This window comes from Rhodococcus sp. LB1 (genome assembly GCF_001583455.1).
GTDB classification, from domain to species: domain Bacteria; phylum Actinomycetota; class Actinomycetes; order Mycobacteriales; family Mycobacteriaceae; genus Rhodococcus_F; species Rhodococcus_F opacus.
This window is the reverse complement of sequence record NZ_LTCZ01000083.1, coordinates 1-26,702: the sequence shown is the minus strand read 5'-3', so window position 1 is coordinate 26,702 and position 26,702 is coordinate 1. Positions and strand designations below refer to the sequence as shown.

Genomic DNA, 26,702 nt, shown 5'->3' with positions numbered 1-26,702 from the left:
GTGAGTACTTATTAACCGCGCGACGTTAACAAGTACTCACGAGTGACGGAGTCGCCACAGGGGAGAGACGGGGCCGTGACCGGCGCCCAGGTCGTACGACGCCTCCAGGCACTTGGTGACCCATTCCTTGCCGAACGCCACCGCATCGGGCACGGACCACCCGTGGGCGAGAGCGCTCGCGATGGCGGCCGCGAGGGTGTCGCCGCCGCCGTGATCGTTGCCGGTGTCGATGCGGGGACTGCTGAACTCGAGGAACCTGTCGCCGTCGAACAGCAGATCGGTGCTCGACGCCGACGTCCGGAGATGCCCGCCCTTCACGATCGACCACTGCGCCCCGAGTGCGTGCAGCGCCTCGGCGGCCCGGCGCGCGGTCGAGTCGTCCACCACCTCGATGCCGGTGATCAACCGGATCTCGTCGAGGTTCGGGGTGACCACCGTGGCGATCGGGATCAGCGTGTTCCGCACGGCGTCCAGCGCCTCGGCATGCAGGAGCGGATCTCCGTGCATCGACGCGCACACCGGGTCGACGACCAGCGGGACCGGTTGGTCGCGGCCGATCCCGACCTCGGTGCACACGGCGGCGACGGCCTCGATGATGGCCGTCGACGCCAGCATGCCCGTCTTCGCTGCCCCGACCCCGATGTCGTCGACGACGCACCGCACCTGCGCGGCCACCGTCTCCGGCGGAATCTCGTGGAAACCGCTGACGCCCACCGAGTTCTGCACCGTCACCGCCGCAACGGCGACGCATGCGTGGACGCCGCACAGCGCCATCGTCCGCGAGTCGGCCTGGATCCCGGCGCCACCGCCGGAATCGGTGCCGGCGATGGTGAGGACTCGGACGGGGGTCTGGCCGTCGGGTGTCAGGGGCAGCAGCTTCACGAAGGGGACCTTACCGATTCTCTGAGGTGACGGATTCGACGGGCAGATACACGCGGCCACCTGCGTCGACGAACTCGCTCGACTTCTCGGCCATGCCCGCCTCGATGGCTTCGACCGAATCGAGTCCGTGTCGCTGTGCGTATTCGCGCACGTCGGCGGAGATCCGCATCGAACAGAACTTCGGGCCGCACATCGAGCAGAAGTGGGCCGTCTTCGCCGGCTCGGCGGGCAGCGTCTCGTCGTGAAACTCCCGCGCGGTATCCGGGTCGAGGGACAGCGCGAACTGGTCGTGCCAGCGGAATTCGAACCGGGCCTTCGACAGCGCGTCGTCCCGCTCCTGCGCCCGCGGATGCTGCTTCGCGAGGTCCGCGGCGTGCGCCGCGATCTTGTACGTGATGACCCCGGTCTTGACGTCGTCCCGATTCGGCAGTCCCAGGTGTTCCTTGGGTGTCACGTAGCAGAGCATCGCTGTGCCGGCCTGCGCGATCATCGCCGCGCCGATCGCGGACGTGATGTGGTCGTACGCCGGCGCGATGTCGGTGGCGAGCGGCCCGAGCGTGTAGAATGGCGCCTCCTCGCACAACTCTTCCTCGAGGCGCACGTTCTCCACGATCTTGTGCATCGGGACGTGCCCGGGACCTTCGATCATCACCTGCACCCCATGGGATTTCGCGATCCGCGTGAGCTCCCCGAGGGTACGCAGTTCCGCGAACTGGGCCTCGTCGTTGGCGTCCGCGATGGACCCGGGGCGCAGACCGTCACCGAGCGAGAACGTGACGTCGTAGCGGTGGAGGATCTCGCACAGTTCGTCGAAGTGGGTGTACAGGAACGATTCCCGGTGATGGGCCAGGCACCAGGCCGCCATGATCGACCCACCGCGGGAGACGATTCCGGTGACGCGGCGTGCGGTCAGTGGGATGTAGCGGAGCAGCACACCGGCGTGGACCGTCATGTAGTCGACGCCCTGCTCGCACTGTTCGATCACGGTGTCGCGGTAGATCTCCCACGTGAGCGCGGTCGGGTCACCGCCGACCTTCTCGAGCGCCTGGTAGATCGGCACGGTTCCCACGGGCACGGGCGAATTACGCAGGATCCATTCCCGGGTCTCGTGGATGTTCTTGCCGGTGGACAGGTCCATGATGGTGTCGGCGCCCCACCGCGTCGCCCACACCATCTTCTCGACCTCTTCCGCGATCGACGACGTGACCGCGCTGTTGCCGATGTTCGCGTTGATCTTGACCGCGAACGCCTTGCCGATGATCATCGGCTCGAGTTCGGGATGGCAGCGGTTGGCCGGGATCACGGCGCGTCCCGCCGCGACCTCGGTGCGCACCGTCTCGGGTGAAACACCCTCGCGTGCAGCGCAATACTGCATCTCAGGGGTGACGACGCCGGCGCGGGCGGCGTCGAGCTGGGTGCCCTCCCGGTCGGCGATCCACGGTGCGCGCAGATGCGGCAGTCCCGCTTCCAGGTCGATCGCGGCGTCCGCGTCGGTGTACGGACCCGACGTGTCGTACACGTCGAGGTGTTCACCGTTGGTGAGGTGTACGCGCCGGACCGGCACCCGGATGTCGTCGCCCGACAGCAGGTACTGCTTGGTGCTGCCCTCGATCGGACCCGTGGTGACGGACGTGGCTGTAGATACGTTTGTGCTCATCGATGATGCTCCCTACGCCGGCATTACCCGGACAGGTTCGACGGTCGACGGCCCTAGCCGTCCTCTCAGCCCGCTGGTGCGAGCCCCCGTGGATGTGTAGTTGTCCCACAAACTGTAACCGAGATCTCTGTGAGTAATCATTCGGGTGAAACTTGGACAGCGGTTCCCGGCATCGGTATAAAGGGTGATGAACATCACATTTCGATTACGACACACACCCCCAGGAGATAGCCATGCTGACAGACGCGCAGGTTGTGGACGTGATCGACAACGCCGATCAGAACCGATTCGAGCTACGCCTGAGTGGTGACCTGGTCGGGATCCTCGGGTATTTCGACCTTGCCGACACGCCGCCCGGCGCCGGTGCCGGCGTGGGAGTGGTGGCCGCCCGGCCGCCGGGTCCGAAGGGTCGGGGGCGGCAGGCGCCGGTGGTCTCGTTCATGCACACGGTGATCGTGGAGGACTTCGGCCACCGCGGACTCGCCGCCCTCATGGTGGGTCGCTCCCTCGATCTCGCCCGCGGATACGGCTGGAAGGTCCGGCCCGTGTGCACGTACGTGCAGCGCTTCGTCTCGGCGCACCCCGAGTACCGCGACCTCGTCGTCCCGGTGGAGGGCTGACAACGGCCGGGGCACGATTCGGGCACTCGGCGGCAACGAAACGGTTCCGGGGGCGGCGATTCCGCTCGCGAAGATGCCGCCTTGCTGATTCCATGAGTGGCATGGATCACACTCCGAACAGTTCCGGGTCGTCCGGGAACATCACGGCCGCTGAGGCTCGCGTGCTCGACAACCCTGCCCACGAACGATTCGATCTGTGGCTCGGGGACGAGTTGGTCGGCATCCTCGGCTATCGGGACGAGGACGACATCCCCGGATTCACGGCGAAGCCGGGCGAGGTGGTCGCGTTCATGCACACGGTCGTCAAGGAAGAATTCGGTGGGCGAGGACTGGCCGCGGTCCTCGTGAGCGAGGCGTTGGGCTCGGCGCGTCGACGTGGCTGGAAAGTGCGCCCCATCTGCACGTATGTCCAGCGCTACCTGGCGCTGCATCCGGAACACCTCGACGTTCTGGTTGCCGAGTAGCCCTACTTTCGAGAGCACTGCTCTTGCCATCTGCGACTCCGCTGTGAATACTGCTCTATATAGAGAGCGGTGCTCGCAGTCGAAGGAGTCGTCATGACCGTGTCGGATCGGATCGAGAGTCGTACCGGGGTCGCACGGATCTGCGCCGCGGCGCTGTTCGCCCTCGCCGGTGTCCTGTTCGTCGTCTACCCCGTGGTGCGTCCCTACGCGGCGGGTGGGACGCCGGACGGACTGGCCGAGTTCGCCTCACCGTCGTGGCTCGTCGCTCACCTCGCCGCCGTCGGCGGGTTCATCGCGTTCGGGCTTGCGCTCGTCGCGCTCAGTGGACTGCTGAAAGGGACGGGTGGCGAACGAGCGGCGGTGGTCGCGGTGGCGGCGTCGTGGATCGGGGCAGGGCTGACGCTGCCCTACTACGGTGCCGAAACGTTCGCGCTGCACGCCCTGGGCGGCAGCGGCCTGGACGAGGAGGCCGCCACGAACCTCGCCGAGAGCGTGCGGATGGGGGCGGCGCAGGCGACGCTGTTCGCTGCAGGGCTGCTACTCGTCGCGGTCGGCGCGTCGGCGGCCGCCGTGGCGATCGCCCGATCCCGGCTGCTCGCGGGCTGGGCGGGGATCCCGATGGCGGTGGGGTTCGCGCTGTTCATCCCGCAGTTCTACGTCGACGCCCCACTGCGCATCGGGCACGGTGCGCTCATCGGGTTCGGGTGCGCGGTCGTGGCGCTCGGTGTGCTGCGTTCTCAGTCGCCGAGGTCGACGATGACCGGCGCATGATCGCTGGCGCCCTTGCCCTTACGTTCGTTGCGGTCGATCTCGGCCTTGTCGACACGGCCGGCGAGGGCAGGCGATCCCAGCACGAAGTCGATGCGCATTCCCTGCTTCTTCGGGAACCGCAACTGGGTGTAATCCCAATAGGTGTAGACGCCGGGACCGGGGGTGTGCGGCCGGACGACGTCGGCGAAACCGGATTCGACGAATGCCTGGAAGGCCTCACGCTCGGGGGCGGACGTGTGCGTCTTGCCCTCGAACAGCGCCGGATCCCAGACGTCCTCGTCGGTGGGGGCCACGTTCCAGTCGCCGACCAGCGCGATCTGCGCGTCCGGGTTCTGCCCCAGCCACCCGACCGCGTCGGTGTGCAACTTCGCCAGCCAGTCGAGCTTGTACGTGTAGTGCGGGTCGGCGAGCTCACGGCCGTTGGGGACGTACAGGCTCCAGATGCGGACGCCGTTGCACGTGGCGCCGATGGCGCGGGCTTCCTGCGCGGGCGCGACCTCCGGGTCCTTGTGGAAACCGGGCTGATCCTCGAATCCGATCTGCACGTCGTCGAGACCCACGCGGGACGCGATCGCGACGCCGTTCCACTGGCTGAGGCCCACGTGTGCGACCTCGTAGCCCAGCTCGCGGAAACGCTCGTACGGGAACTGCTCGTCCTTGCACTTGGTTTCCTGCATCGCCAGCACGTCGACGTCGGACCGCTGGAGCCAGTCCAGGATCCGGTCGGTACGGGCACGAACAGAGTTCACGTTCCAGGTTGCGATGCGCACGGCAGCCACCCTAGCGGCACTCTCCGACAGGTCGTCAGCCGACAGGTTCGGTGGCGTAGCGGTACCGGTGGTGCGCCACGAAGCCGAGGTTGCGGTACATCGCCTGGGCGCCCTCGTTCTCGACGGCGACCTGCAGACACGCGTGGGTCGCGCCGTGTTCGCGTCCCCAGTCGATCATGTCGCCGCAGATGAGGCTGCCGATTCCGTGGCGGCGGTGGGCCTCCGCGACCTCGACCGCGGTGAGCCCGACCCACCGGCGGTCGTCGGGCGCGGACGTGACGGATCCGCGGGCGACGGCCAGGAGCGTCGAGTCGGCGGCACCGATCCGGCCGAACCCGAGAGTGCCGCCGCGGACCGAGTCCAGCACGTCGACCGCGAAGTCGGGGAGCGCGGACCCGCGGTAGCGGTAGAGGGCGAGCCAGTCCGGATCGGGGTGATCGGTGACGGTGGTGGTTCGTGGGCCCTCGGGCAGAGCCAGGTTGTCGATGTCGGCCGCCATCACGACCACTTCGTCGCTGACGTTCCAGCCGAGCGGTACCTCGCCCAGCCGGTCGGGGATCAGCAACCGCAAGGGGCGGTCGCGCTCGGCGTACCACTCACGCAGACGGTCGAGCGTGCCGCCGGGGGAGGCGTCGTCCAGGCTGCCGACCGACCCACGGTCGCCGAGCGGGGCCGCCGAGTTGGCGCGCCCGGTGAAGCCGTGACCGTACCGGGCCAGCCACCCGTCGATCCACGCGTGCTCGACACCCGGCCAGCCGTCGGCGGACGCCAGTTCGAGGGACCGGATCTCGCTCGCGCGCACCGGTCGGGCGGGGACGGCCTTCAGCGCGATCACCCGCTCCAGATCCACCTCGACCACGGAGCCGTCCGCGGCGCGGACGACCACCACCGGTTCGACGCTCTCCAGCATCCCGATGACGTCGGTCATCGGATGGCTGTGGCCGGGCGGCAGCTGATATCGCAGCACCACCCGGCTTCCGAGCGGAATGTCAGTCGTCATGCCCGAACGGGTCTTCGACCGTTCCCGGCACCCAGCTGAGACCGGGAACGCCCCAGCCGGCGCGCTTGATGGTCTTCTTGGCGGCGCGCGCGTTGCGGCCGACCAGCATGTCGACGTAGAGGAAGCCGTCGAGGTGACCGACCTCGTGCTGCAGCATGCGTGCGAAGAAGCCGTGTCCCTCGATCTCGACGGCGTTGCCGTCGGCGTCGGTGCCCCTGACCTTCGCCCACTCGGCCCGTCCGGTGGGGAACTGCTCGCCCGGCACCGACAGGCAGCCCTCGACGTCGTCGTCCGGATCCGGCATGGTCTCGGGTCGTTCCGATGTTTCGAGGACCGGGTTGACGACGCAACCCCGGCGGCGGAGCGCCGTGCCGTTCCCGTCGACGTCCGGGCAGTCGTAGACGAACAACCGCAGCGGCAGGCCGACCTGGTTGGCGGCGAGCCCGACGCCGTTGGCGGCGTCCATCGTGTCGTACATGTCGGCGATGATCTCAGCGAGTTCCGCGGGTGACTGGGACACTGCCTCGGTCGGTTCGTGCAATACCGGGTCGCCCACGATCCGGATGGGGAGGATGGCCATGGTCGTCAAGGATAGTGCGGCGCGTCCGAGCCGTTCGCACTGCCCGCGGCGTTCGTCATGGTTGAATAGTCGCTGAAGAACAGCGGTGTAATTCGTTGCTCGGTCGGCCACGCGATCGAGGAGCCGGGGGAACGTGGTTTCGCTGAGGTCGAGCGAGAGCTAGTAGTCGAGGAGTGAGATGGACGGCGCAACAGCGCGTAGTCGGAACCAGTCCGAGCGCACCGACGGCGACAACTCGGCAGGGGTCAAGGACGTCGGTGACGACGGCCTCTCGCGTCGGGAGCACGACATCCTGTCCTTCGAGCGCCAATGGTGGAAGTACGCCGGCGCGAAGGAAGAGGCGATCAAAGAGCTGTTCGACATGTCCGCCACCAGGTACTACCAGGTGCTCAACGCACTGGTGGACCGGCCGGAGGCACTCGCAGCCGACCCGATGCTCGTGAAGCGCCTGCGACGGCTGCGCGCGAGCAGGCAGAAGGCCCGCGCCGCCCGCCGCCTCGGGTTCGACGTCACGTAGCACCCGGTCGCTAAGGTCGACATCGTGAGTACTCCGAAACCCGAATCGTCCGGCCCGCCGTTACGTGCCCTCGCGATGGTGCTGATCGCCCTCGCGATTCTGTTCGCGGGTCTCGGGTTCGCCTCCCTCGGAGGTTCGGACTCGGAGGAGACCGCCGCCACCGTCACGACCACGGCGGCCGCCACGACCACCGCCGCCGCACGCCCGACGACGGCTGCGGGAGCGGCGGGCGCCACCTCGGCGTCCGCGGCGAGCACCACGTCCGGTGCCTCGAGCACATCGAAGTCCGCCGACGCGGCGTCGGTCCCGGTGCGGGTGCTCAACAACAGCAATGTCACCGGTCTCGCGAGCCAGACGGCCACCGAACTGATGTCCTCGGGGTGGACGGTGTCGGAAACCGGCAACTACAGCGACGGCACCATCTCCGAAACCACTGTGTACTACGGGACTTCCGCCGCCGAGAAGGAAGCGGCCACGGAGATCGCCGCGCAGCTCGGGGTTTCGGCCCAGCCGCGGTTCCCGGGTATCGCGAATTCGTCCGCCGGTGTGATCGTCATCGTCACGTCCGCGCAGTAGACCGGACGGTCGGTGCACCGTCGCCGCGGTTATGATCAGATGCACTTCTTCGCCACCTCAAAGGAGCGGTTTGATGGCCTCGAGTTCTACCCGTCGGATGTCCTGGCGCATTGTCACCCCGGTGGTGGCCATTGCAGCACTCGGACTGACCGCCTGCAGTAACAACGAGGAGCCGACCGACGTTCCCGGCACCACTCCTTCCGTCTGGACCGGCGCCGCCGATCCCAGCGCTGCAGGCGTTCCCGGCGACGCCGAGAGCGGTTCCGGCGAGTCCGCGGAGAGCGGCGCGGTCAGCGCGACGCTGAAGAACGCCGAGGGCGAAGACGTGGGCACCGCCACGTTCAAGCAGGCCGGCAGTCACGTCGAGGTCACCGTTTCCGTCAAGGATCAGACGCCCGGCTTCCACGGTTTCCACGTGCACTCCGTCGGCAAGTGCGAGACGAACTCCGTGGCACCGACCGGGGGTGCGCCCGGAAACTTCCTGTCCGCGGGCGGGCACTTCCAGGCCGAGGGCCACTCGGGGCACCCCGCGAGCGGTGACCTCACGTCGCTGCAGGTTCTGGCCGACGGCACGGCCGAGTTGGTCACCACCACCGACGCCTTCTCGGTCGAGGACCTGAAGAACGGCGACGCCGGCACCGCGGTCATGATCCACTCGGGTTCCGACAATTTTGCCAACATCCCCACCCGTTACGCACCCGCCCCTGATCAGGAAACCCTGAACACCGGGGACGCAGGTTCCCGGGTGGCCTGCGGTGTCATCGGCGCCAGCTGAGTCGCGTGACATCCCGGCTTCGGCCGGGATGTCGGTGCGCTGCCGCGCACTGCGGGCTGTGGTTGGATCGAAACCGTGGTAGTTCCTTTTCCCGGTTCGCCGCGGCCGACACTGGGCGTCGAGTGGGAGATCGCGCTGGTCGACAGGGTCACGCGGGACCTCTCCAACACGGCCGCGGAGGTATTCGACGCGGTGGCGAATCTTGCCGGTCCCGAGGATCCGCGGATCACCAAGGAGTTACTGCGCAACACCGTCGAACTCGTCACCGGTATCCACTCGACGGTCGGTGAGGCGATGGACGACCTCGACGAGTCGCTCGACCTGTTGCGGCGGGCGGCGAACCCGCTCGGCGTCGATCTGATCTGTGCGGGAACGCATCCGTTTGCGCAGTGGTCGACCCAATTGGTCACGCGCACACCGGATTACGACGAGCTGATCGAGCGCACCCAGTGGTGGGGCCGTCAGATGCTCATCTGGGGCGTGCACGTCCACGTCGGTGTGTCCTCGCCGCAGAAGGTGTTCCCGATCCTCAACGCGCTGCTGCAGCGGTACCCGCATCTGCTCGCGCTGTCCGCGTCCTCGCCGATGTGGGCCGGCGTCAACACGGGGTATGCGAGTAATCGTGCGCTGATGTTCCAGCAGCTCCCCACCGCGGGGCTGCCGTACCAGTTCGCGAACTGGGGGCAGTACGAGGATTTCATCAGCGACCAGATGAAGACCGGTGTGATCACCAAGATCGGTGGGATGCACTGGGACATCCGGCCGGCGCCACGGTGGGGCACCATCGAGGTCCGCGTCTTCGACGGCATCTCCACCCGCGCCGAACTCAGTTCCCTCGTCGCGCTCGTGCACTGCCTGATCGTCGACCTGGACCGGCGTTTCGAGGCAGGTGAGAACCTGCCCAACCTGCAGCCGTGGCACGTGAAGGAGAACAAGTGGCGGGCCGCGCGGTACGGGCTCGACGCCGAGATCATTCTCGACGAGGACAGCAACGAGCGCCTCGTCACCGACGACCTGAACGACCTGCTCGAGAAGCTGGCCCCGACCGCTGTGCGTCTCGGCTGCGCGGACGAACTGGCCGCGGTCGCGGAGATTCCCCGTCGTGGCGCGTCCTACCAGCGGCAACGTCAGGTCGCGGAGGCGACCGGCGGTGACCTGGTGGCCGTGGTCGATGCGCTGGTGAAGGAGCTCGGGACCTGAAAGACGGTCTCGGGCAGGACACTCGTCCACTTCCCGTTCACGTGTTGTTTACACTTGGCGGGTGTCGATCGACGATGTTGCCGTTGTACGGCCGGGTGGGCCCGTCGATCGATCCCGCATGTTCGCGGCGGGCGGGGCGCTCGGGGTGGCGATCCTGCTGGTGGTCGTCCAATTGGTCGCATCCACACAGGGTTTCCAGGGCCCCCTCGAAAGCCTGTTCCACGACTATGTCCTGACCCCCAAGTCGGCGTCCGTCCCGTGGGCCGGCCTCGCGCTCGCGATGGTCGGGCTCACCAATCGCCAGCGCGTCGTGGCACTCTCCGCCGCGGCCGGTATCGATGTCGTGGTCGCCGCGGTGCGCTATCTGTCCGGTGGCCCGCTGACCGTCGGAAACGGCGCGACCTGGGTTCTCACGGCGGTGGGCGTATATGCGGCGGTCCGCTGGACCGGCAACCAGCGGCGCAGCGCCCTCAAGGGTGTCGGCCTCGGTGCGCTGCTGATTCTCGCGACCAAATTCGGGGACGCCTGGCTGCAGGTCACGATCATGGCCGGGCCGATGATCCTCGACGAATACGCGCAACTGGCCGATCACGCGCTGGGCAGCCCGTCGTGGCACCTGGGGCAGTTCGTCGACGCCCTCGGACCCGTCGGTTACGGCATCCTCCACTGGGTCTACATCGAACTGCCGGTCGCGGCCATCGCGGTGGCCGTCTACCAACTGCGGAACGGCTGGCCGTCGCACTACCTGGTCCGCACGTTCCTGTTGATCGGTCTCACCGGTCCCGTCTTCTACGTGCTGTTCCCGGTGGTCGGTCCGATCTTCGCGTTCGGCACCGAGGGGCAGGGGTTCCAGGTCAGCGACTACTGGCCCAACCTCGTCCCGACACCCGACTTCGCGCCCGAACCGATGTCGTTCGATTCGGTGACGCCCCGCAACTGCATGCCGAGCCTGCACACGGCGTGGGCCCTCGCCCTGTTCATCCACTCCCGGCAGGGCGCCTGGTGGCTGCGTCTCGGTGGAACGTTCTGGCTGGTGTGCACGCTGACGGCGACCCTCGGGTTCGGCTACCACTACGGCGTCGACCTGGTTGCCGGAGCCGTTCTGTGCCTGACCATCGAATCCGCGTTGCGCGACCCAGAACGGGGGTGGGGCTGGTTCCGGGTCCGCCTCGTCGGAGGCGGCGCGCTGGTGCTGGCCGGACTGCTGCTCAGCTACCGCTACCTCGCGGTGCCGATGGGCCGATTCCCCGAGGTGTCCGGACCACTCGTCCTCGGTGCCCTCGCCGCGATGTGCCTCGGGTTCTACGCGACGTTCTTCGCCCGGCCCGACACCGCACTCGCACGGTGGGGCAGCGGCGCGAAGGCAGCGGTCACGGAAGTTCTGGCGGCTCCAACTCGTTGATCATCAACAGCCCGTCCTGATCTCGCTGCTCCCGGTACGCCACCCGGCCGACGCTGTGCGCGATGACCGGCGCGGTGAACAGGGTGAAGATGCCGACGAGGATCAGCATCCAGATATCGACGTTGCCACGCAGTTCGAGGACGGCGCCCGCGAGAACCATGATGAGACCGACCACCTGCGGTTTGGTGGCGGCGTGCATGCGGCGCAGGGTGTCCGGGAATCGGACGATGGCGATGGCGGCCGTCAGTGCGAGCAGCGAGCCGCACAGCATGAGCGTGGCCCCGATGACGTTCAGCACGGTGGTCACGACTTGTCACTCACCCGGAACCGGGCCACCGACACCGAACCGATGAATCCCACCAACGACAGCGCGACGATGGCGGGCACGATCGTCGTGTCGCCGGTGTACGCGGCCCACACGGCGAGCCCGCACATCGCGAGCGCGATCAGGGTGTCGAGGGCGACGAGGCGATCCAGCGAGTTGGGCCCGTCGAGCAGCCGGAACGTCGTCAGAACCCCGGCGACGACCAGGATGATTCCGGATATGACCGATACGACTGTCATGAGCTGCCCTCCTGAGTGGGGTCGTCGTATTGCAGGTCGCGGTTGTGCCAGGGGCTCGGTTTCCAGTCGGAGTCGCGTTCGAACGCCTCGATGAACAACCGTTCCAGCTGCGCGACCGTGCGGTAGAACTGGCTGACCGCCTTCTGCGAACCCATGTCCAGGACGTGCACGTAGACGATCCGCCGGACCTGGTCGATTTCGAGGACCATGGTGCCCGGAATCAGGTTCAGTACGTCGATGCACAGGGTCAGGACGAGGTCGGACTTGATCCCCAGCTGGTAGCGCAGGACCCCGGTGACGGGCGGCGGCCCGGGCCGGAGTGCGAGGTAGGCGATCTGGAGGCTCGACTGGAGCGAGTAGTACACGAACATGACTGCCAGCCGGAGCAGTGGCAGGACGTGCACCCGGCCCTCCACGGGCACCCGCGGCAGCGGCATGAGCACCATGATGAGCGCGCCGACGGCGAGCCCGCCGAGGATGTTGCCCCAGCTGACGTTGCCCCACAACAGGATCCACACCGCCATCAGCCACAGCAGCGCGCCGAACTGGAGAAGTCTCTCGCGTTTCATCGCGGTGCCTCCTGCGCTTCGCCGTCGGGGTGACCGCCGAGGACGGCGTCGATGTAGATGGACCGGTTCTGCAGATCGCTCGCCGCGCGATCGCTGATCTGGATGATCTGGCCGGCGAACACCGTCATCGTCAGCCCTACGGCGACGAGGGCGACGGTGGGGATGAGCATCATCGCGGGGATACGGCCCACGTCGGCGCGGTCGTCGAACGAGATGTCGGCCTCGGACTCGTCGAGCAGCGCCGACGGGCTGACGTCCGCGAGGTCACCCTCGGGGGCGTCGGCGCGCGCCCGCCAGAACGCCTTGGTCCACACACGTGCGACGACGTACAGCGTGAGGAGGCTGGTGAGGGTTCCGCCGGCGACGAGGATCCACGCCAGCACGCTCGCATCCGCCGAGCCGGCCTGCAACAGCGCGACCTTGCCGATGAACCCGGAGAACGGGGGGATACCACCGAGGTTGAGGGCCGGGACGAGGAACACGATGGCCAGGACGGGGCTCGCCGCGGCGAGCCCGCCGAGCCGTCGCAACGACGACGACCCGGCCTGGCGTTCGATCAGACCGACCACCAGGAACAGCGTGGTCTGCACCAGAATGTGGTGGGCCACGTAGTAGATGGCACCCGAGAGCCCCGACTGTGTGGACAGCGCGACACCGAACACCATGTACCCGATGTGGCTGACCAAGGTGAACGACAGCAGACGTTTGATGTCGCTCTGCGCGATCGCACCGAGGATGCCGACGAGCATCGTCAGGAGGCCGCACACCATCAGCACGTTGTCGAGTTCGCCCTCCGGGAAGAGCAGCGTGTGCGCGCGGATGATCGCGTACACACCCACCTTGGTGAGCAGGCCGGCGAACACCGCGGTGACGGGCGCCGGCGCGGTGGGGTAGGAGTCGGGCAGCCACGTCGACAGCGGGAACACCGCCGCCTTGATGCCGAACGCCACGAGCAGCACACCGAAGATGGCGGTGCGCGTGCCGGACGGGATGCCGTCGAGGCGGGTGGCCATGTCGGCGAGGTTGAGCGTTCCGGTGGCCGCGTAGGCGAACGCGATGCCCGCCAGGAAGATCAGCGACGACACCATCGACACCATCACGTACGACACACCCGCACGGACACGGTCGGCGCTCGCACCGAGCGTCAGCAGCACGAAACTGGCGGCGAGGAGCACCTCGAAGCCGACGTACAGATTGAACAGGTCGCCCGCCAGGAACGCGTTGGAGATGCCCGCCGTCAGCGCCAGATACGTCGGCAGGAAGATCGAGACGGGCTGGTCCTCACTGCCGTCGCGGATACCCTGACCCACGGCGTACGCCATGACGGCGAGCAGCACGATCGACGAGACCACCAGCATCATCGCGGACAGCCGGTCGACCACCAGCGTGATGCCGATCGGTGAATCCCAGCCACCCACCTGAATGGCCGTCGTCCCGTCGCGGTCGGCCAGGAACAGCAGCAGTCCCGACACGACGAGAACACCGATCAACGCGACGAGCGTGATGATCCGCTGGGCACGCGGACGCCGGCCGAGCACCAGCGTGGCCGCGGCGGCGAGCATCGGGACGAGGACGGGCAGCGGCGCGAGGGCCGTGATGATGTGCGGGGAAATGGTCACGACTTCTCCCCGATCCCGGCCTTGTCGGCGTCCTCGTCGTCGTCGAAGTCACCCTCGTGCAGGTCCTCGTAGCATTCGAGGTCTTCGAGGTTCTTCAGCTCTTCCAGGGGAATAGGGTTTCCGTCCTTGTCGAATGCGTCGCCGCTGAAACTCGGCTCGCCGGTGACCGGGTCGTCGGAGCGGTCCCGGTCGGGGGCCTCGGCGGGCGACCGGCGCCGCAGGACCCTGGTGTCCTCGGGGTCGTTCTCGACGGCGTCCTGCGTGGTGATCTTGAAGGACCGGTACGCGAGCGCGAGCACGAAACCGGCAATGCCCATCGTGATGACGATCGCGGTCAGGATCATCGCCTGAGCCAGCGGGTCGGCCATCGACTCGTGGATGGACTCACGGCCGACGATGGGCGGATTGCCGTCCGAACCGCCGGACGTGAGGATCAGGAGATTGATGCCGTTGCCGAACAGCAGCAGTCCCAGCAGCATGCGGGTGATGCTGCGCTCGATGAGCAGGTAGACGCCGGCCGACACCAGGACGCCGATGATGACGAGAAATCCGATGTTCGCGCTCATCGCTGGTTCACCTCGATCTGTGCGTCGAGACGTGCTCCGAGACTGCGGAGCACGTCGAGTACGAGCCCGACCACGATGAGATACACACCCAGGTCGAAGAACAGGGCGGTGACCATCTTGACGTGGCCGACCAGCGGCAGCGTCACCTCGAACACCGCGGAGGAGAGCGCCGGGGCGCCGAGGAACAGCGACGCCAGCGCGGTGCCCGCCGCAAGTGTGAGTCCGAGGCCCAGGATCTTGCCCGCGTCGATCGGGACGGTTTCGCCGAGTTCGTACCGTCCACCCGCGAGATACCGCAGGACCAGCGCGAGACCGGCGGTGAGGCCGCCGGCGAACCCGCCGCCGGGCGCGTTGTGACCGGCGAAGAAGAAGTACACCGACAACACCATGATGGTCGGGAAGATCAGCCGGGTCGTCACCTCGAGGACCAGGGACCGGTGTTTCGGGTCGATGAGGTCGCCGCCGAGCAGCCACGTCGTCTCGGAATGCGACGCCGACGAATCGGCCGTGACCGCGGGGGCGTCGGACACCCGGGGTGCGCTGCCGAAGCGGCGGTTGCGGAACACCAGGCTCGCGACGCCCGTGGCCGCCACCAGCAGTACCGAGATCTCGCCGAGCGTGTCCCAGGCACGGATGTCGACGAGCAGGACGTTGACGACGTTCTTGCCGTTGCCGAGGTAGTACGCCGCGTCGGGGAGTCGCTCGTAGATCGGCACCGAGTTCCGCGCGTTGATGGCGTACGCGCCGATCGTGGTGATGGTGGCACCGACCGCGACCGCCAGCAGTGCCCGCGGAATCTTGAATCCGATCGCCCGGCGCTCGTCCACCTCGGCGGGGAGCTTCCGGAACACGAGGACGAAGATGACGAGGGTCAGCGTCTCCACCAGGAACTGGGTGAGCGCGAGGTCGGGGGCACCGTGGAGGGCGAACAGCACACCGCAGCCGTAGCCGCTGAGACCGACGAGGATCACGCTGGCCAGACGGTTGCGCATCACCGTCGCGGCGAGCGCGGCCGCGACCATCATCAGCCCGATCACGAACTGCACCGGCGAATCCCACAACCGGACGTCGGCGCCCGTATTCGTGCCGACGACGAGCAGCACCAGCGGCACCACCACGAGGGTGCCGAGGATGGTCGCCTGGGTCAGCGGGAGCGAACCGCGCTGGGTGGCGCCGGTCAGCCGCATCGACAGGGCGTCCATGCCGCGCAGCGTTGCGTCGTAGATGCGGTCGGCGTTGCCGAGCGGCGGATGCTCGAACCGCAACCGGTTGACCCATCGCTGCGCCACGAAGAGCGCGGTGCCGACGGCGAACACCAGCAGGGTGAGCACCAGGGCGGTGTTCACGCCGTGCCACAGTGCGAGGTGGTAGTCGGAGACGCCCTCGGCGGGCAGGGTCTGCGAGTACGGCGTCAGCAGCTTCTCGAGCTGCGGCGCCGCGAGTCCTGCCGCGAGGCTCAGTGTCGACAGAACGGCGGGCGCGGCGAGGAACAACGGTCCGGGTGCGTGCATGCCCTGCACGGCCGGGCTGGGCCGCGCGAGCCGCTTGCGACCGAAGGCGCCCCACATGAACCGCACGCTGTAGGCGAGCGTCAGGATCGAACCGAACACCACGACGCCGACGGTGACGATCCGCGCCGGGTCGGCGAGGACGGTCGTGCTCAACAGGGAGTCGAATGCGGCTTCCTTGCCGACGAACCCGAGGAACGGGGGAAGCCCGGCCATGCTCGCCGCGGCCAGCGCGGCGACGACCGTCAGAGCGGGAGCACGGTCACCGAGGTGCGCGAGTTTGCGGATGTCGCGGGTGCCCGTCGTGTGGTCGATGATCCCGACCACCATGAACAGCGCGGCCTTGAACATCGCGTGGGCGACGACCATCGTCATGCCGGCGAGCGCCGCGTCGCGGGTGCCGAGGCCGACGAGGACCATCATGAAACCGAGTTGGCTGACGGTGCCGAACGCGAGCACCAGTTTGAGGTCGAAGGCACGCATCGCCCGCCACCCGGCGAGCACCATCGTCAGCAGGCCGAGCGTGATGATCGTGAACCGCCAGGGCGCCGAGTCGGCGAACCCGGGCGACAGTCTGGCGACGAGATAGATGCCGGCCTTCACCATGGCCGCGGCGTGCAGATAGCCGCTGACCGGGGTCGGGGCGGCCATCGCTCCGGGCAGCCAGAAGTGGAGCGGCACGATCGCGGATTTCGACAGGGCGCCGATGAGAACAAGTACGACGGCGACACCGGCGAGCCAGCCGCGAGGTGCGATCTCGATCAGTTCGGACAGGTTGTACGTGCCACTCACCTGGCCGAGGATGATGATGCCGACCAGCATGGCCAGACCACCCGCGGTGGTGACGAGCAGCGCCTGCGTCGCCGCCCGGCGACTCGACGCGCGTTCGGCGTAATGCCCGACCAGCAGGAAGGACAGGACCGTCGTCAGTTCCCAGAATATGTACAGCAGCAACATGTTGTCGCTGGCGACGAGGCCGAACATGGCCCCGGCGAAGGCCACCATCTCGGCGGCGAAGATGCCGAGGCGGGGTTCGTCGTCGGTGAAGTAGCGCGCGCAGTAGACCAGGATGAGCGTGCCGATGCCCAGCACCAGCACCGACATGATCGCGGCCAGCGGATCGAACCAGAAGTCGAGGTCCATCGACAGGCCCGGAGCCCACTCGATGGACACGGTCTGCTCCGTGCCCCAGTTCGCGATCACCCATCCGAGCGACGCCAGCGGGACGAGGGAGAGAGGGTAGAAACCATTGCGGCCGAACTTGCGCACCACAAGCGGAGCCAGAACGGCGGCAACGGCATGGGCGAGCAGAACAGCAAGCAAAAGGCACTCCGTCGGGGGTCAGCGGGCGGCGGGGTGTCGGAACGAAACGAACCGAGTCGTGTAGACCGTTCGCTTAGCTAGCGAACTGGGCTACGGGTACATCCTACTGGGTCGGTTATTCGGACTCACAATCGCGGCAAATCGGACTAATGGGGCGCAATGTGTTATGGGCGGCAGGCCCGACTGTTCTATCTTGTGACGGTGCCTGCCGAGATCCGAACCGCCGCGCTCGCCCACATCCGCGACCGGAAACTCCTCCAGACCCGATCGGTGGGGAAGACCGCGTTCTACATGGCAGGCGGAAAGATCGATCCGGGCGAGAACGCCGAACAGGCTCTGCACCGCGAGATCCGGGAGGAACTCGACGCCGGAATCGTCGACGGGACGCTCGAACATCTGGGGGTCTTCGAGGCGCCCGCGTACGGACATCCCGAGGGCACCGACCTGCACATGACCTGCTTCCTCGCCGAACTGAGCGCCGAGCCACGGCCGACGAGCGAGATCGCCGAACTGCGGTACTTCACCGTCGACGAGTACGCGGCCATGCCCGACGTCGCGCCCGGTTCGATGCTCGTGTTCCGTCGTCTGCAGTCGCTCGGCCTCCTCGACTAGCTGCCTTCCGGGGTACTGCGCCGCTCGTGTACCGAGTAGACGCAGAACGCGACGACGAGCAGCATCACGAAGCCGACGAGATGGTCGGACGCGGCGGTCGAGGCAGGCGACGACGGCAGACGGTGTTCGCTGCTCGCGCCCGGGTAGACCACCCGGCTGCGGGGAACGGTGGTAGCCGCTACGAACACCAGCGACGCGAACGGCAGTGCGAAACCGAGCACCGCGACGGGCGCCGACCCCGGCAGAGCGGCGGCGAGCGCGAAACCCGTGCCGCAACCCAGCACGGCCAGCCGGATCAACAGTGCGACGCCGTCGTCGCCGAAATCGGGCCAGATTGTGGCGAGCAGCGGAACGACGGCGGCCAGGCTCAGTCCCCACTGCGGGCGCCGCCACTTCGGCGGGACCCTGACCGCCACCGCGATTCCCGTAGCAAGAGCGACGACGCCCACCGCCAGCAACGCCGCCGCGGGCGTCGTCACCCGCGGGGTCCGGAGGTCGTCGAGGACGAGCACGGCCGCGGCGGTGACACCGGTCGCGGCGAGCAGGAAGCGTCCGTCGATCCCCGGGAACCGGCGCGCGATCAGCACCGTGACCGTCAGAATCACGGCGAGCGAGAACGCGACGATCAGCCAGACCGTCAGGGGTTCGCCGAATTCCTGATCGTCGATCCACGCCCCGAGCAAACGGTTGAGCAGGGCGAGGGCCAAGGCGCCGACCAGCGCGGTCAGCAGGGTCCTCCGGTCGGGACGCTGCACCCGGAACTGCGACCGCGCCACCACCGCCGACGCGAGCGCGAGCACGAGAACTCCGATCAGCAGCCACTGCGGGGGTTCGCCGATCGCGGAGGTGCTCATACTCGCGGGCTCGACATACGCGGTGTCGCCGCGCGGTAGTCGCTGCACACTCGCGAGGAGGAACGCGCTCGCGACACCGAGAGTCAACGCCAGCTGCGAAACCCAGCGACCCCACACCGCGGCGACCGCCGCGCCCAGCAGGAACCCGGCAGTCGCGGTCTTCGCGAAGTGCAGGGCGATCAGCGTGTCGACGCCGCCGGCCTGCGGCACCGCCCAGCGCGCGCCGATCAGGGCGAGCGCGCACGCCACCGCCAGGAGCCACGACACCCGCCGGGAACCGGACCGTTGCAGACCGGCCACCGCGATGACGGCGAGAACGAGAGCCACCACCACACCCGTCGGCTGGCTGCTGAGCCATCGGTCGATCTCCCGATCGGACGCGTTGATCGTCCAGGCCCGGTTGCGGGGATTGGTGAGGACGAAACCGGCCAGTGCACCGGACGCGAGAGCAGCCGCGGCCGACAGGGGTTCCCGGAAGTCCATTCGCTCACGGTACTCGAGCGGGTAGGAATGGAAATGGCGAACCCGGCGTTGGCACCGAAGGCGTGCCCGAGAACGACTCCGATCGAATACCACCGAGGCGAGGAGCCCACCTATGACGTCGATCAACGAGAAGGCCACCACCCTGCTGGGGCTGCACCAGCCCGGCAACCCCGTCATTCTGCCCACCGTGTGGGATGCCTGGTCCGCGAATCTAGCTGTGTCCGCTGGCTTTCAGGCGCTGACGGTCGGAAGCCACCCGGTATCCGATTCGATCGGCAAGCCCGACAACGAGGGAATCACGTTCGACGAGCTGCTGCACCGCATCTCGCAGATCACCGCAGCGGTGGCGTTGCCGCTGTCGGTCGACATCGAATCGGGATACGGACTCGAGCCCGCCCGCCTGATCGAGGGTCTGATCGGCGCGGGAGCCGTGGGCCTGAACATCGAGGACACGGTCCACAGCGAGGGCGGGCGTCTCCGCGAACCGCAGGAGCATGCCGACTTCGTCGGAGGGTTGCGGCAGGCGGCCGACGCTGCCGGGGTCCACGTGGTCGTGAATGCGCGCACCGACCTGTTCGTGAAGCAGGTGGGCGACGAGTCCGACCGTGTCGACCGCGCGATCGCTCGGCTGAAGCTCGCCGCCGAGGCCGGCGCCGACGTGCTGTACCCCGTGGGCCGTCACGACGACGCCACCCAGAAGCGGCTCACGTCGGAGCTGCCGCTGCCCGTCAACGCCATCGGTCTGCCCGATCAGGACGATCCGGCGAGCTTCGGGCCGCTCGGCGTCGCGCGGGTGAGCTTCGGCCCGTTCTTCCAGGCCGCCCTCGCCGCACACGCGGCCACGCTGCTCGGCCGCTGGTCCTGACCCGTGAGTACTTGTGACAAGTACTCACGTGCGCGTCAGCGCATAGGACTGGAGGTGCGCCACTTGCTCGGGATCGAGTGAGGGGCGCACCTTTTCGCGTGCCTCGGCCACGTCGGCCGCGGTGACGTCGGCGGCGTCGATGTTCCGGCGCATGGCGGCCAGTGCGGCTTCCCGCAGCAGCGCCGAGCAGTCGGCGGCCGAGTAGCCGTCGAGGTCGTCGGCCAGGGCGTCGAGGTCGACGTCGGCGGCGAGCGGCACCGACTTCCCGGACGTCCGCAGGATCGCGCGGCGGGCATCGCCGTCCGGTGGCGGCACGAACACCAGCCGCTCCAGGCGGCCGGGGCGCAGCAACGCCGGGTCGATGAGGTCGGGCCGGTTGGTGGCGCCGACGACCACCACGTCGCGCAGCGGTTCGACGCCGTCGAGTTCGGTGAGCAGTGACGCCACCACCCGATCGGACACCCCCGAGTCGGAACTCTGACCGCGGCGCGGTGCGAGGGCGTCCACCTCGTCGAGGAAGATCAGCGACGGGGCCGAATCCCGCGCCCGCTGGAACAGTTCGCGGACCGCCTTCTCGGACGCGCCCACCCACTTGTCCATCAGTTCGGCGCCCTTGACGGCGTGCACGCTCAGATGTCCCGAACTTGCCAGCGCCCGAACGAGATAGGTCTTGCCGCAACCGGGCGGACCGTACAGCAGCACTCCGCGCGGGGGATCGACCCCCAGCCGGGCGAACGAATCCGGGTGCTGCAACGGCCACAGCACCGCCTCGGTCAGCGCCTGCTTGGTCTCCACCATGTCCCCGACGTCGTCGAGGGTGACGCTGCCGATCGCGAGTTCCTCGCTGCCCGACCGCGACAGCGGGCGGATCACGTCGAGCGCGCCGAGCAGGTCGTCCTGGGTGAGCGCCGGGTCGACGGGTTTCCTGGCCGCGCGTGAGGCGGCACGCAGGGCTGCTTCCCGGCACAGCGCGGCGAGGTCGGCGACGACGAACCCCGGTGTGCGGGCCGCGATCGCGTCGAGGGCGATGCCGTCGGTGGGGACCTTCCGCAGAAGCAGTTCCAGCAGCGCCCGGCGGGTGGAGCCGTCGGGCAGGGTCAGGGTGAGTTCGCGGTCGCACAGGTCCTGCCCGCGCAGCCGGGCGTCGACCGACTCCGGGTGCGCCGACGTCGCCACGAATGCGACCCCGACGGTGTCGACCGCGCGGCGGAGCTGTTCGACGATCAGCGCCGACACCGGCTCCGGCGTGGCGGGCAGCAGGGCATCGATGTCGGTGATCAGCAGGACCCCGCCGCTGCGGATCGCGTCGACCGCCGCGGTGACCCGCTGCAACCGTGAGTCGGCTTCCAGCGCGCCGGCGCTCGGCCCGTCGAGTTCGACGACCCGGCGGGAGGAGAGTACCGCTCGGGCGAGCGTCGCCTTCCCGACGCCGGCGGGCCCGGTCACCAGGACGCCCAGATGGGGTGAGGCCCCGAGTTTGCGGAGCAGTTCGGGTTCGTCGAGTGCCAGTCCGAGCCACTCGGTGAGTTTGGCTGCCTGGGTGTGGGCACCGACCAGGTCCTCGACCGGGACCGGGGGAACCTCTTCGGCGGGCCGGACGGGCGGCGCGGGCAACCGGGACGGAGCCGCGGACACCGTTGCGCGCACACCCTCACCCCACCCGACCGCGGTGTTGGGTTGCACGCTCACCGGACCACCGGCCGGGTCGACCCCGGTGACGGTGAGCAACTCGGATGTCCAGGCGACCCCGAACGTCCGGGTCAGTGCCTGCGTCGCGGGGGCGGTGCTGGTTCCGGGGCCCAGATCGCGGGGGAGCAGCGACACCGTGTCGCCGACCGTGAGGACCTTGCCGAGCAGGGCGTGACGCAGGGTGACGTCGGAGACGGAGTTGACGGCCAGATTCGAGCCGCTGACCGTGACCGTCTTCCCGCCGTACACCGTCACCGGCGTCACGACGACCGTGCTGTTCTCGGTCAGCCCGGCGTTGGACAGGGTCACATCGTCGAGGAGCGCAGTCCCGGTGGGGGTTCCGGACGGCGCGCGACCCGCCACCGCGGCGGTGCGGCGCGCGCCGACGAGGGCGATCGCGTCCCATTCGCGGAGGCCGAGTGCGGCCAGGGCTTCCGGATGCAGCCGGACCACGCCGCGCCGGGTGTCGGCGGCCGAGGTGTTCAGTCGGACTGTGAGCGCGAGTTCCGGGGAGGTCACGCTGTCGAGCCTACGTGCGGGAGCGAACTATCGGGCCCGGGGACGGCGCAGTCCGAGCCGTGCGGCGGATCGCCTTCCGCGGGCGTCGGGCTGACGCCGGATGGCCCGCCGCTCGGACGGCTTGATGTCCCACGTCTCGGGTCGCGCGGCCACCCACCGCTTGGAATGGACCGCGAACGGAATGTGCCCGAGGTACACCGCGACGAGCGCGATCAGCAGGATGTACGGGTACGTGACCAGAGCCGCCGCCGCGAGCGCCACGAGGACGAGCAGACCGGCCGCCATGTGCGGCGGCACCGACACCGTCTTCAGCGCGAGCGTGGGGATCCGGCTGACGATCAGCGCCGCGGAGATCACGGTCCACGCCACGACGACGGGATACGACGACCACCAGCCGTCGCCCCACTGCGCCGCGGCAGCCAGCGGGGTCAGCGCGACCAGCGCACCCGCGGGCGCCGGGACACCCGTGAAGTACTCGTTGGCGTAGCCCGGCATGTCGTCCTCGTCGAGGAGCGTGTTGAACCGGGCCAGCCGCAGCACGATGCTCACCGCGTAGATCAGGGCGATGATCCAGCCGAAACTCTGTCCGTCCAGCAGCGTGACGTAGAGGACGAGGGCCGGTGCGACGCCGAACGAGATGGAATCGGCAAGCGAATCCAGCTCGGCGCCCATCTTGCTGGTGGCGTCGAGCATCCGCGCGATCCGGCCGTCGAGCGAGTCGAGGACCGCGGCCGCACCGATCATGGCCAACGCCGTTCCCAGGTCGCCGTCGAGGGCGAACTTGACGGCGGACAGCCCCGCGCACAGCGCGAGGATCGTGACCACGCTCGGCAGGAGCCGGACCGCCTGCTGTGGTCGACCCCTCCGCTGTTGCTTCGCGTTGGCGATCACGGCAGTTGAGCGATGACGGTCTCGGCACCGATCGTCCGCTGCCCCCGCTCGGCGAGCAACGTGGTGCCCGCCGGGAAGTACGTGTCGACGCGGGAGCCGAACCGGATCAGGCCGTACGTGTCACCGATCGGGAGGGTGTCGCCGACCTTGGCGTCGCAGACGATCCGGCGGGCGAGCAGACCGGCGATCTGCACGACGGCGACGTCGTGGCCCTCCGGGGTGTGCAGCAGCATGCTGTTGCGTTCGTTGACCTCGCTGGCGTCGGCGAGATCGGCGGAGAGGAACTGGCCCGGCCGGTGGACGACCTTCGTGACCTCTCCACCGACAGGACTGCGCTGGACGTGCACGTCGAGCACGGACAGGAAGATGCTGACCCGGGGCAGCGGCTCGGTGCCCATGTCGAGTTCGGACGGCGGGACCGCGGAGTCGACGAGAGCGACCTCGCCGTCGGCGGGTGCGACCACGACGCCGACACGGTTCGGCGGAACGCGGTGGGGATGCCGGAAGAACGCGGCGCATGCTGCGGCGGAGGTCAGCGCTCCACGCCGGACCCACTTGCGCTTGCGGCCGAGGACGGCCACACCGAGTGGCGCGAGGACGAAGGGCAGCCCGGCCGGATGCAGGGGCGGAACTGCTCCGCGGACGAGGTCGACGATGTGCCCGACGCTCGTGGATTGCGGGGTTCCGGGGGGTGTGGGCTTGCGTGCCACGGGCTCCTCTAACTGTGTCGGACGGACGTGCTGCCTGCGCGCCATCGCGCCGCACTCACAGATTACGTGAGCGCTACCGGCTGCAACGGCATCAGGAGAGAGTACGCACTCGCGGGGTCCGATGTGTGAACGGATCGTGGCCGGATGGCGAGCGGCGTGATGGGTCCGCCCACCTGGAACGTCAGCTGCTCGCCCGGCAGCGCGTCGACGGCTTCGAGGAGAAAACCGGTGTTCACCTGCACATGGAAGCGCACGGGCCGCTCCGTCGCCGGGCTGCCGACGACGATCTCGCCCGACTCGAGAACGCCGAGATCCACCCGGTCGCCGGCGTCTGCCAGACGTGCGCGCAGGTCCGCCGAGGAGAAGGTGTGTTCGATTCCGCGGTCGCGGGGCGACAGACCGCGATGGTCGGGGAACGCGCCGTCGACGAGGCGGGTGGTGAGCTGCTCGGCGCCGCAGCGGAGGGTGACGCCGTCGGCGCCGACGACGACGGTCACCGTGTCGTGGCGACCCAGCAGTCCGGCCGCGTCGTCCAGGAACGTGCACGGGACGACGGCGGAGATCGGTTCGTCCGGCGGTTCGAGGACGGCCACCGTGCCGACCGCCAGCCGGTAGCGGTCGGTGGTGACGAGCCGCAGCCCGTCGTCGTCGGTTTCCAGGAGGCAGCCGCGCAACACCGGGAACTGTGAGTCGGCGTCGGCGGCGAAGCGCACCGAGCCGAACGCGGTGAGGAGGTCGGTGGTGCGGAGGACGACCGTGCATTCCCGCGCCGCTCGCGCGTCGAGCAGGCGGTGAATCCTCGTCAGTTCGTGCCGGGCGTCGTCCAGCCCCTTCTCGAGCCGGCCGAGATGCCGGTCGAGAAGTCCGTGGGCGTCCGTGTCGCTCAGCACGGCCGCCATCTCTTTCACCGGCATTCCCACCCGGCGCATCGCGGCGACGAGGACCGCTGCGTCCACCTGCCGGTCGGCGTACCAGCGGTAGCCCGTGCGCGGGTCCACCACGTGCGGGGTGAGCACGCCTGCCTTGTCGTAGAACCTCAGTGCGCTGACCGACAGACCGGACGCCCGGGCGAGTTCACCGATGCTGAGCACGGTGCTCACTCTGCCCCTGCGGTCCGACAGCCTCGGCGTCGAGTTCTGCGCGGAGTCGCTCGACGGCCCCGCGGATCGTCCGCCCGTATCCGTTTTCGGCGAGGTGTTCGCAGCTCTGCGCGGCCCGATCGAGATGGTGGCGTGCCTCGGACGACTGGCCGAGCGCGTGATGAGCGGCCGCCACGTTGAGGTGCAGCGACGGGTAGAACCCCGCGACCCGCAGCGAGGAATGGTGCTGCCGAGCCCGGTCGTCGGTCAGCGAGTCGGCGGCGTGGAGGGCTCGCAGGTCCCAGCGCAGTTCCTCGGCGGGGTCGGTCTGGACGTCCGCCATGTAGTGGGCCAGCGTGACGACGTGCAACGGGTCGGGTGTGTTGTCGCCGGGACCGGCGAGGGCGTCCCACACCTCCTCGAAGATGCGTCGGGCGCCCTCCCGATCACCCGCTACTGCCAGTTCCTGTCCCTGCGCGATCCTCGCCATGACGGCGTCCGGTGTGTCCATGCGGGCCACGCTCAGGCCTCGACCAGGTCGAGGGTCAACCGGACTACGTGCGTTCGGCCGCCGACTTGATGCGGGCGAGGGTGGTGTTCATGCCGTTCACGAGGTCGACCTCGAAGTCCTCGTTGCCGCCGAGGACGGTCTTGACCAGGAACTGCGACACCTTCGACGTTCCGGTCGGGGCTTCGCGGCGCTCGGTGACTTTGGTTCCGCCTGCCGTCGGCTCGAGTTCGTACGACCAGATGGTGCGGTTCTCGAGGATCCGGAACGCGATGGTCTTGTTCGGCTGGAACTTCACGACCTTCGACGTGGTCGGCCACACGAGGAAGCCCTTGCGGTTGATGTTGACGGTTTTGGTGCCCTCTTCGACGACGCCACCGAGGACGCGCATCTTGCGGCACTGGGGGCTCCATTCGCCCATCCGCTTCAGATCCGACACGACGGCCCACACGTCTTGCGGGGTCGCGTCGATGTCGATGCTTGCTTCGAGGGTGTTTGCCATCGGCTGTCTCCAGTCAGGGAAGGTGGTACGTAAGGTAACAACTACTTTGGCGTCATGGTAGGCGCTCGTGCCAGAGAGGTGTGCGGTAGGTCACTGAATTCTCGTCCCGACTGCAGTTTTCCTGCACTTCCGCGCGCCTCATCGAAACCGTGTAACCAAAGGGGCACGATGGGCGATGAGTCAAGAGCGCGACGAAATGTCGCCGATGCAATGGCGCAAATGGAAAGTTGTCGAGTCGGTGTTCGGAAGTGATCGGTAGTGAATGTTCATTCGATCCTGCGGTGGGACCGCAGCCCTCTCCCTCTACTCGAATCAGCCCGATTGCAAGGACGTCCGTCCTCGTGGCCGAGTGAAAAACTCGAACGTCTGATGACGCCACGCGAAATCGAGGAAGCTCTCCGCGGCCGGTTGTAGACGCCGTCGTCGCTCCCGCAATCTCGTCACTCTCCGCCCGACCCGGGGGGAGACTGGGGGTTGTGGGAGCCGAAGAGTCTGTCGTTGTCGGAACCGGAGCGGTCTCCGCCGAGGAAGTGATCCGGGTGGCGCGTCTCGGCGCGCCGGTGCGGATCTCGCGGGACGCGATGTCGGCCATGGCGGAAACCCGGAAGCGCATCGAGGCGCTGGCCG

28 protein-coding genes and 1 riboswitch are annotated in these 26,702 nt (G+C 68.3%); of the genes, 10 read left to right on the top strand and 18 right to left on the bottom strand.

The features are described from left to right. Positions 1-36: 36 nt before the first annotated feature. Both thiD and thiC read right to left on the bottom strand, forming a co-directional pair. Entirely contained in the window at positions 37-882 is an 846-nt protein-coding gene (gene thiD / locus AZG88_RS14880) for a bifunctional hydroxymethylpyrimidine kinase/phosphomethylpyrimidine kinase (protein WP_005251723.1), read from the bottom strand. A gap of 10 nt (positions 883-892) precedes the next feature. Next, positions 893-2,539 (bottom strand): phosphomethylpyrimidine synthase ThiC, encoded by a 1,647-nt coding sequence (gene thiC / locus AZG88_RS14875; RefSeq protein WP_061698117.1) that lies wholly within the window; start codon positions 2,537-2,539, stop codon positions 893-895. After that, a riboswitch (TPP riboswitch) is annotated at positions 2,532-2,639 on the bottom strand. Its footprint overlaps the gene before it by 8 nt. A gap of 133 nt (positions 2,640-2,772) precedes the next feature. On the opposite strand from thiC, the gene AZG88_RS14870 reads away from it, so the two are divergent. From AZG88_RS14870 to AZG88_RS14860, 3 genes are all read left to right on the top strand, one after another. Next, complete coding sequence (locus AZG88_RS14870; RefSeq protein ID WP_005251726.1) at positions 2,773-3,159, top strand: GNAT family N-acetyltransferase; 387 nt, start codon at positions 2,773-2,775, stop codon at positions 3,157-3,159. Between the two features lie 101 nt (positions 3,160-3,260). After that, positions 3,261-3,623 (top strand): GNAT family N-acetyltransferase, encoded by a 363-nt coding sequence (locus AZG88_RS14865; RefSeq protein ID WP_005251728.1) that lies wholly within the window; start codon positions 3,261-3,263, stop codon positions 3,621-3,623. A gap of 93 nt (positions 3,624-3,716) precedes the next feature. Next, positions 3,717-4,394: a hypothetical protein gene (locus AZG88_RS14860; protein ID WP_061698116.1), complete on the top strand. Its 678-nt coding sequence runs from the start codon at positions 3,717-3,719 to the stop codon at positions 4,392-4,394. On the opposite strand, the gene AZG88_RS14855 is transcribed toward AZG88_RS14860, so the two are convergent. Genes AZG88_RS14855 through AZG88_RS14845 form a run of 3 tightly spaced genes read right to left on the bottom strand, consistent with a single transcriptional unit; the run spans position 4,361 to position 6,744 of the window. Next, the gene (locus tag AZG88_RS14855) at positions 4,361-5,164 is read right to left on the bottom strand and encodes an exodeoxyribonuclease III (protein ID WP_025433168.1); all 804 of its coding nucleotides are present in this window, start codon (positions 5,162-5,164) and stop codon (positions 4,361-4,363) included. The two genes, AZG88_RS14860 and AZG88_RS14855, sit on opposite strands and share 34 nt — an antisense overlap. A 34-nt stretch (positions 5,165-5,198) precedes the next feature. Further along, a complete protein-coding gene (locus AZG88_RS14850) occupies positions 5,199-6,164 on the bottom strand; it encodes an N-acetylglutamate synthase, CG3035 family (protein ID WP_061698115.1) in 966 nt (321 codons plus the stop codon). Beyond that, positions 6,154-6,744, bottom strand: coding sequence for a peptide deformylase (locus AZG88_RS14845; protein ID WP_061698118.1), 591 nt, complete (start codon positions 6,742-6,744; stop codon positions 6,154-6,156). Before AZG88_RS14845 ends, AZG88_RS14850 begins: the two co-directional genes overlap by 11 nt. A gap of 178 nt (positions 6,745-6,922) precedes the next feature. On the opposite strand from AZG88_RS14845, the gene AZG88_RS14840 reads away from it, so the two are divergent. The 5 genes from AZG88_RS14840 (at position 6,923) to AZG88_RS14820 (ending at position 11,214) form a co-directional block, all read left to right on the top strand. After that, complete coding sequence (locus AZG88_RS14840) at positions 6,923-7,261, top strand: DUF3263 domain-containing protein (RefSeq protein WP_005251738.1); 339 nt, start codon at positions 6,923-6,925, stop codon at positions 7,259-7,261. A gap of 24 nt (positions 7,262-7,285) precedes the next feature. After that, positions 7,286-7,837: a LytR C-terminal domain-containing protein gene (locus tag AZG88_RS14835; protein WP_005251740.1), complete on the top strand. Its 552-nt coding sequence runs from the start codon at positions 7,286-7,288 to the stop codon at positions 7,835-7,837. Between the two features lie 73 nt (positions 7,838-7,910). Further along, a complete protein-coding gene (gene sodC / locus AZG88_RS14830) occupies positions 7,911-8,612 on the top strand; it encodes a superoxide dismutase[Cu-Zn] (RefSeq protein ID WP_061698114.1) in 702 nt (233 codons plus the stop codon). Between the two features lie 75 nt (positions 8,613-8,687). Continuing rightward, positions 8,688-9,812 carry a glutamate--cysteine ligase gene (locus AZG88_RS14825; RefSeq protein WP_007301315.1) on the top strand — a complete coding sequence of 375 codons (1,125 nt, stop codon included), beginning with the start codon at positions 8,688-8,690 and terminating at the stop codon, positions 9,810-9,812. A 118-nt stretch (positions 9,813-9,930) separates the two neighbouring features. Beyond that, on the top strand, positions 9,931-11,214 hold the full coding sequence (locus AZG88_RS14820; protein WP_061698113.1) for a phosphatase PAP2 family protein: 1,284 nt from the start codon (positions 9,931-9,933) through the stop codon (positions 11,212-11,214). Here AZG88_RS14820 and mnhG read toward each other — a convergent pair. The 6 genes from mnhG to AZG88_RS14790 are packed head-to-tail and all read right to left on the bottom strand — an operon-like array spanning position 11,183 to position 17,363. Then, positions 11,183-11,521 (bottom strand): monovalent cation/H(+) antiporter subunit G, encoded by a 339-nt coding sequence (gene mnhG, locus AZG88_RS14815; RefSeq protein ID WP_061698112.1) that lies wholly within the window; start codon positions 11,519-11,521, stop codon positions 11,183-11,185. The two genes, AZG88_RS14820 and mnhG, sit on opposite strands and share 32 nt — an antisense overlap. Continuing rightward, on the bottom strand, positions 11,518-11,778 hold the full coding sequence (locus AZG88_RS14810) for a monovalent cation/H+ antiporter complex subunit F (RefSeq protein ID WP_005251754.1): 261 nt from the start codon (positions 11,776-11,778) through the stop codon (positions 11,518-11,520). The genes mnhG and AZG88_RS14810 overlap by 4 nt, the downstream gene beginning before the upstream one ends. Then, positions 11,775-12,347 (bottom strand): Na+/H+ antiporter subunit E, encoded by a 573-nt coding sequence (locus AZG88_RS14805; RefSeq protein ID WP_005251755.1) that lies wholly within the window; start codon positions 12,345-12,347, stop codon positions 11,775-11,777. The genes AZG88_RS14810 and AZG88_RS14805 overlap by 4 nt, the downstream gene beginning before the upstream one ends. Next, positions 12,344-13,966 carry a Na+/H+ antiporter subunit D gene (locus AZG88_RS14800; RefSeq protein WP_061698111.1) on the bottom strand — a complete coding sequence of 541 codons (1,623 nt, stop codon included), beginning with the start codon at positions 13,964-13,966 and terminating at the stop codon, positions 12,344-12,346. Before AZG88_RS14800 ends, AZG88_RS14805 begins: the two co-directional genes overlap by 4 nt. Further along, positions 13,963-14,532, bottom strand: a complete 570-nt coding sequence (locus AZG88_RS14795) for a Na(+)/H(+) antiporter subunit C (protein ID WP_061698110.1) — start codon at positions 14,530-14,532, stop codon at positions 13,963-13,965. The genes AZG88_RS14800 and AZG88_RS14795 overlap by 4 nt, the downstream gene beginning before the upstream one ends. Continuing rightward, on the bottom strand, positions 14,529-17,363 hold the full coding sequence (locus AZG88_RS14790) for a Na+/H+ antiporter subunit A (protein ID WP_061698109.1): 2,835 nt from the start codon (positions 17,361-17,363) through the stop codon (positions 14,529-14,531). The genes AZG88_RS14795 and AZG88_RS14790 overlap by 4 nt, the downstream gene beginning before the upstream one ends. 159 nt (positions 17,364-17,522) lie before the next feature. Here AZG88_RS14790 and AZG88_RS14785 point away from each other — a divergent pair, with 159 nt between their 5' ends. Then, complete coding sequence (locus AZG88_RS14785; protein WP_043943825.1) at positions 17,523-17,975, top strand: NUDIX hydrolase; 453 nt, start codon at positions 17,523-17,525, stop codon at positions 17,973-17,975. On the opposite strand, the gene AZG88_RS14780 is transcribed toward AZG88_RS14785, so the two are convergent. Beyond that, complete coding sequence (locus tag AZG88_RS14780; RefSeq protein ID WP_061698108.1) at positions 17,972-19,312, bottom strand: hypothetical protein; 1,341 nt, start codon at positions 19,310-19,312, stop codon at positions 17,972-17,974. The genes AZG88_RS14785 and AZG88_RS14780 overlap by 4 nt on opposite strands. 112 nt (positions 19,313-19,424) lie before the next feature. Between AZG88_RS14780 and AZG88_RS14775 the strand changes: the two genes are divergently transcribed. Beyond that, positions 19,425-20,177 carry an isocitrate lyase/PEP mutase family protein gene (locus AZG88_RS14775; RefSeq protein WP_061698107.1) on the top strand — a complete coding sequence of 251 codons (753 nt, stop codon included), beginning with the start codon at positions 19,425-19,427 and terminating at the stop codon, positions 20,175-20,177. 24 nt (positions 20,178-20,201) lie between these two features. Here the strand turns inward: AZG88_RS14775 and AZG88_RS14770 are convergent, their stop codons facing one another. The 6 genes from AZG88_RS14770 to AZG88_RS14745 all read right to left on the bottom strand — a co-directional run bounded on the left by AZG88_RS14770 (position 20,202) and on the right by AZG88_RS14745 (position 26,075). Further along, positions 20,202-22,385 (bottom strand): AAA family ATPase, encoded by a 2,184-nt coding sequence (locus AZG88_RS14770; RefSeq protein WP_061698106.1) that lies wholly within the window; start codon positions 22,383-22,385, stop codon positions 20,202-20,204. A gap of 27 nt (positions 22,386-22,412) precedes the next feature. Next, positions 22,413-23,276 carry a CDP-diacylglycerol--serine O-phosphatidyltransferase gene (pssA, locus tag AZG88_RS14765; protein WP_005251763.1) on the bottom strand — a complete coding sequence of 288 codons (864 nt, stop codon included), beginning with the start codon at positions 23,274-23,276 and terminating at the stop codon, positions 22,413-22,415. Beyond that, positions 23,273-23,986: a phosphatidylserine decarboxylase gene (locus tag AZG88_RS14760; RefSeq protein WP_005251765.1), complete on the bottom strand. Its 714-nt coding sequence runs from the start codon at positions 23,984-23,986 to the stop codon at positions 23,273-23,275. The genes pssA and AZG88_RS14760 overlap by 4 nt, the downstream gene beginning before the upstream one ends. Positions 23,987-24,048: 62 nt before the next feature. Further along, entirely contained in the window at positions 24,049-25,086 is a 1,038-nt protein-coding gene (locus AZG88_RS14755) for a DNA polymerase III subunit beta family protein (RefSeq protein WP_061698105.1), read from the bottom strand. Continuing rightward, positions 25,061-25,585 (bottom strand): hypothetical protein, encoded by a 525-nt coding sequence (locus tag AZG88_RS14750; protein WP_061698104.1) that lies wholly within the window; start codon positions 25,583-25,585, stop codon positions 25,061-25,063. The genes AZG88_RS14755 and AZG88_RS14750 overlap by 26 nt, the downstream gene beginning before the upstream one ends. A 34-nt stretch (positions 25,586-25,619) precedes the next feature. Next, the gene (locus tag AZG88_RS14745; RefSeq protein ID WP_005251771.1) at positions 25,620-26,075 is read right to left on the bottom strand and encodes an SRPBCC family protein; all 456 of its coding nucleotides are present in this window, start codon (positions 26,073-26,075) and stop codon (positions 25,620-25,622) included. Between the last annotated feature and the right edge of the window lie 627 nt (positions 26,076-26,702).

What these genes read in the sequence shown, in the direction of transcription:
- thiC (WP_061698117.1), bottom strand. Translation starts at nt 2,539, where the DNA reads ATGAGCACAAACGTATCTACAGCCACGTCCGTCACCACGGGTCCGATC.
- AZG88_RS14840 (WP_005251738.1), top strand. Translation starts at nt 6,923, where the DNA reads ATGGACGGCGCAACAGCGCGTAGTCGGAACCAGTCCGAGCGCACCGAC.
- AZG88_RS14810 (WP_005251754.1), bottom strand. Translation starts at nt 11,778, where the DNA reads ATGACAGTCGTATCGGTCATATCCGGAATCATCCTGGTCGTCGCCGGG.
- AZG88_RS14860 (WP_061698116.1), top strand. Translation starts at nt 3,717, where the DNA reads ATGACCGTGTCGGATCGGATCGAGAGTCGTACCGGGGTCGCACGGATC.
- AZG88_RS14850 (WP_061698115.1), bottom strand. Translation starts at nt 6,164, where the DNA reads ATGACGACTGACATTCCGCTCGGAAGCCGGGTGGTGCTGCGATATCAG.
- AZG88_RS14870 (WP_005251726.1), top strand. Translation starts at nt 2,773, where the DNA reads ATGCTGACAGACGCGCAGGTTGTGGACGTGATCGACAACGCCGATCAG.
- AZG88_RS14785 (WP_043943825.1), top strand. Translation starts at nt 17,523, where the DNA reads ATGTGTTATGGGCGGCAGGCCCGACTGTTCTATCTTGTGACGGTGCCT.
- AZG88_RS14820 (WP_061698113.1), top strand. Translation starts at nt 9,931, where the DNA reads ATGTTCGCGGCGGGCGGGGCGCTCGGGGTGGCGATCCTGCTGGTGGTC.
- AZG88_RS14865 (WP_005251728.1), top strand. Translation starts at nt 3,261, where the DNA reads ATGGATCACACTCCGAACAGTTCCGGGTCGTCCGGGAACATCACGGCC.
- AZG88_RS14775 (WP_061698107.1), top strand. Translation starts at nt 19,425, where the DNA reads ATGACGTCGATCAACGAGAAGGCCACCACCCTGCTGGGGCTGCACCAG.
- AZG88_RS14845 (WP_061698118.1), bottom strand. Translation starts at nt 6,744, where the DNA reads ATGGCCATCCTCCCCATCCGGATCGTGGGCGACCCGGTATTGCACGAA.
- AZG88_RS14780 (WP_061698108.1), bottom strand. Translation starts at nt 19,312, where the DNA reads ATGGACTTCCGGGAACCCCTGTCGGCCGCGGCTGCTCTCGCGTCCGGT.
- AZG88_RS14805 (WP_005251755.1), bottom strand. Translation starts at nt 12,347, where the DNA reads ATGAAACGCGAGAGACTTCTCCAGTTCGGCGCGCTGCTGTGGCTGATG.
- AZG88_RS14795 (WP_061698110.1), bottom strand. Translation starts at nt 14,532, where the DNA reads ATGAGCGCGAACATCGGATTTCTCGTCATCATCGGCGTCCTGGTGTCG.
- AZG88_RS14745 (WP_005251771.1), bottom strand. Translation starts at nt 26,075, where the DNA reads ATGGCAAACACCCTCGAAGCAAGCATCGACATCGACGCGACCCCGCAA.
- sodC (WP_061698114.1), top strand. Translation starts at nt 7,911, where the DNA reads ATGGCCTCGAGTTCTACCCGTCGGATGTCCTGGCGCATTGTCACCCCG.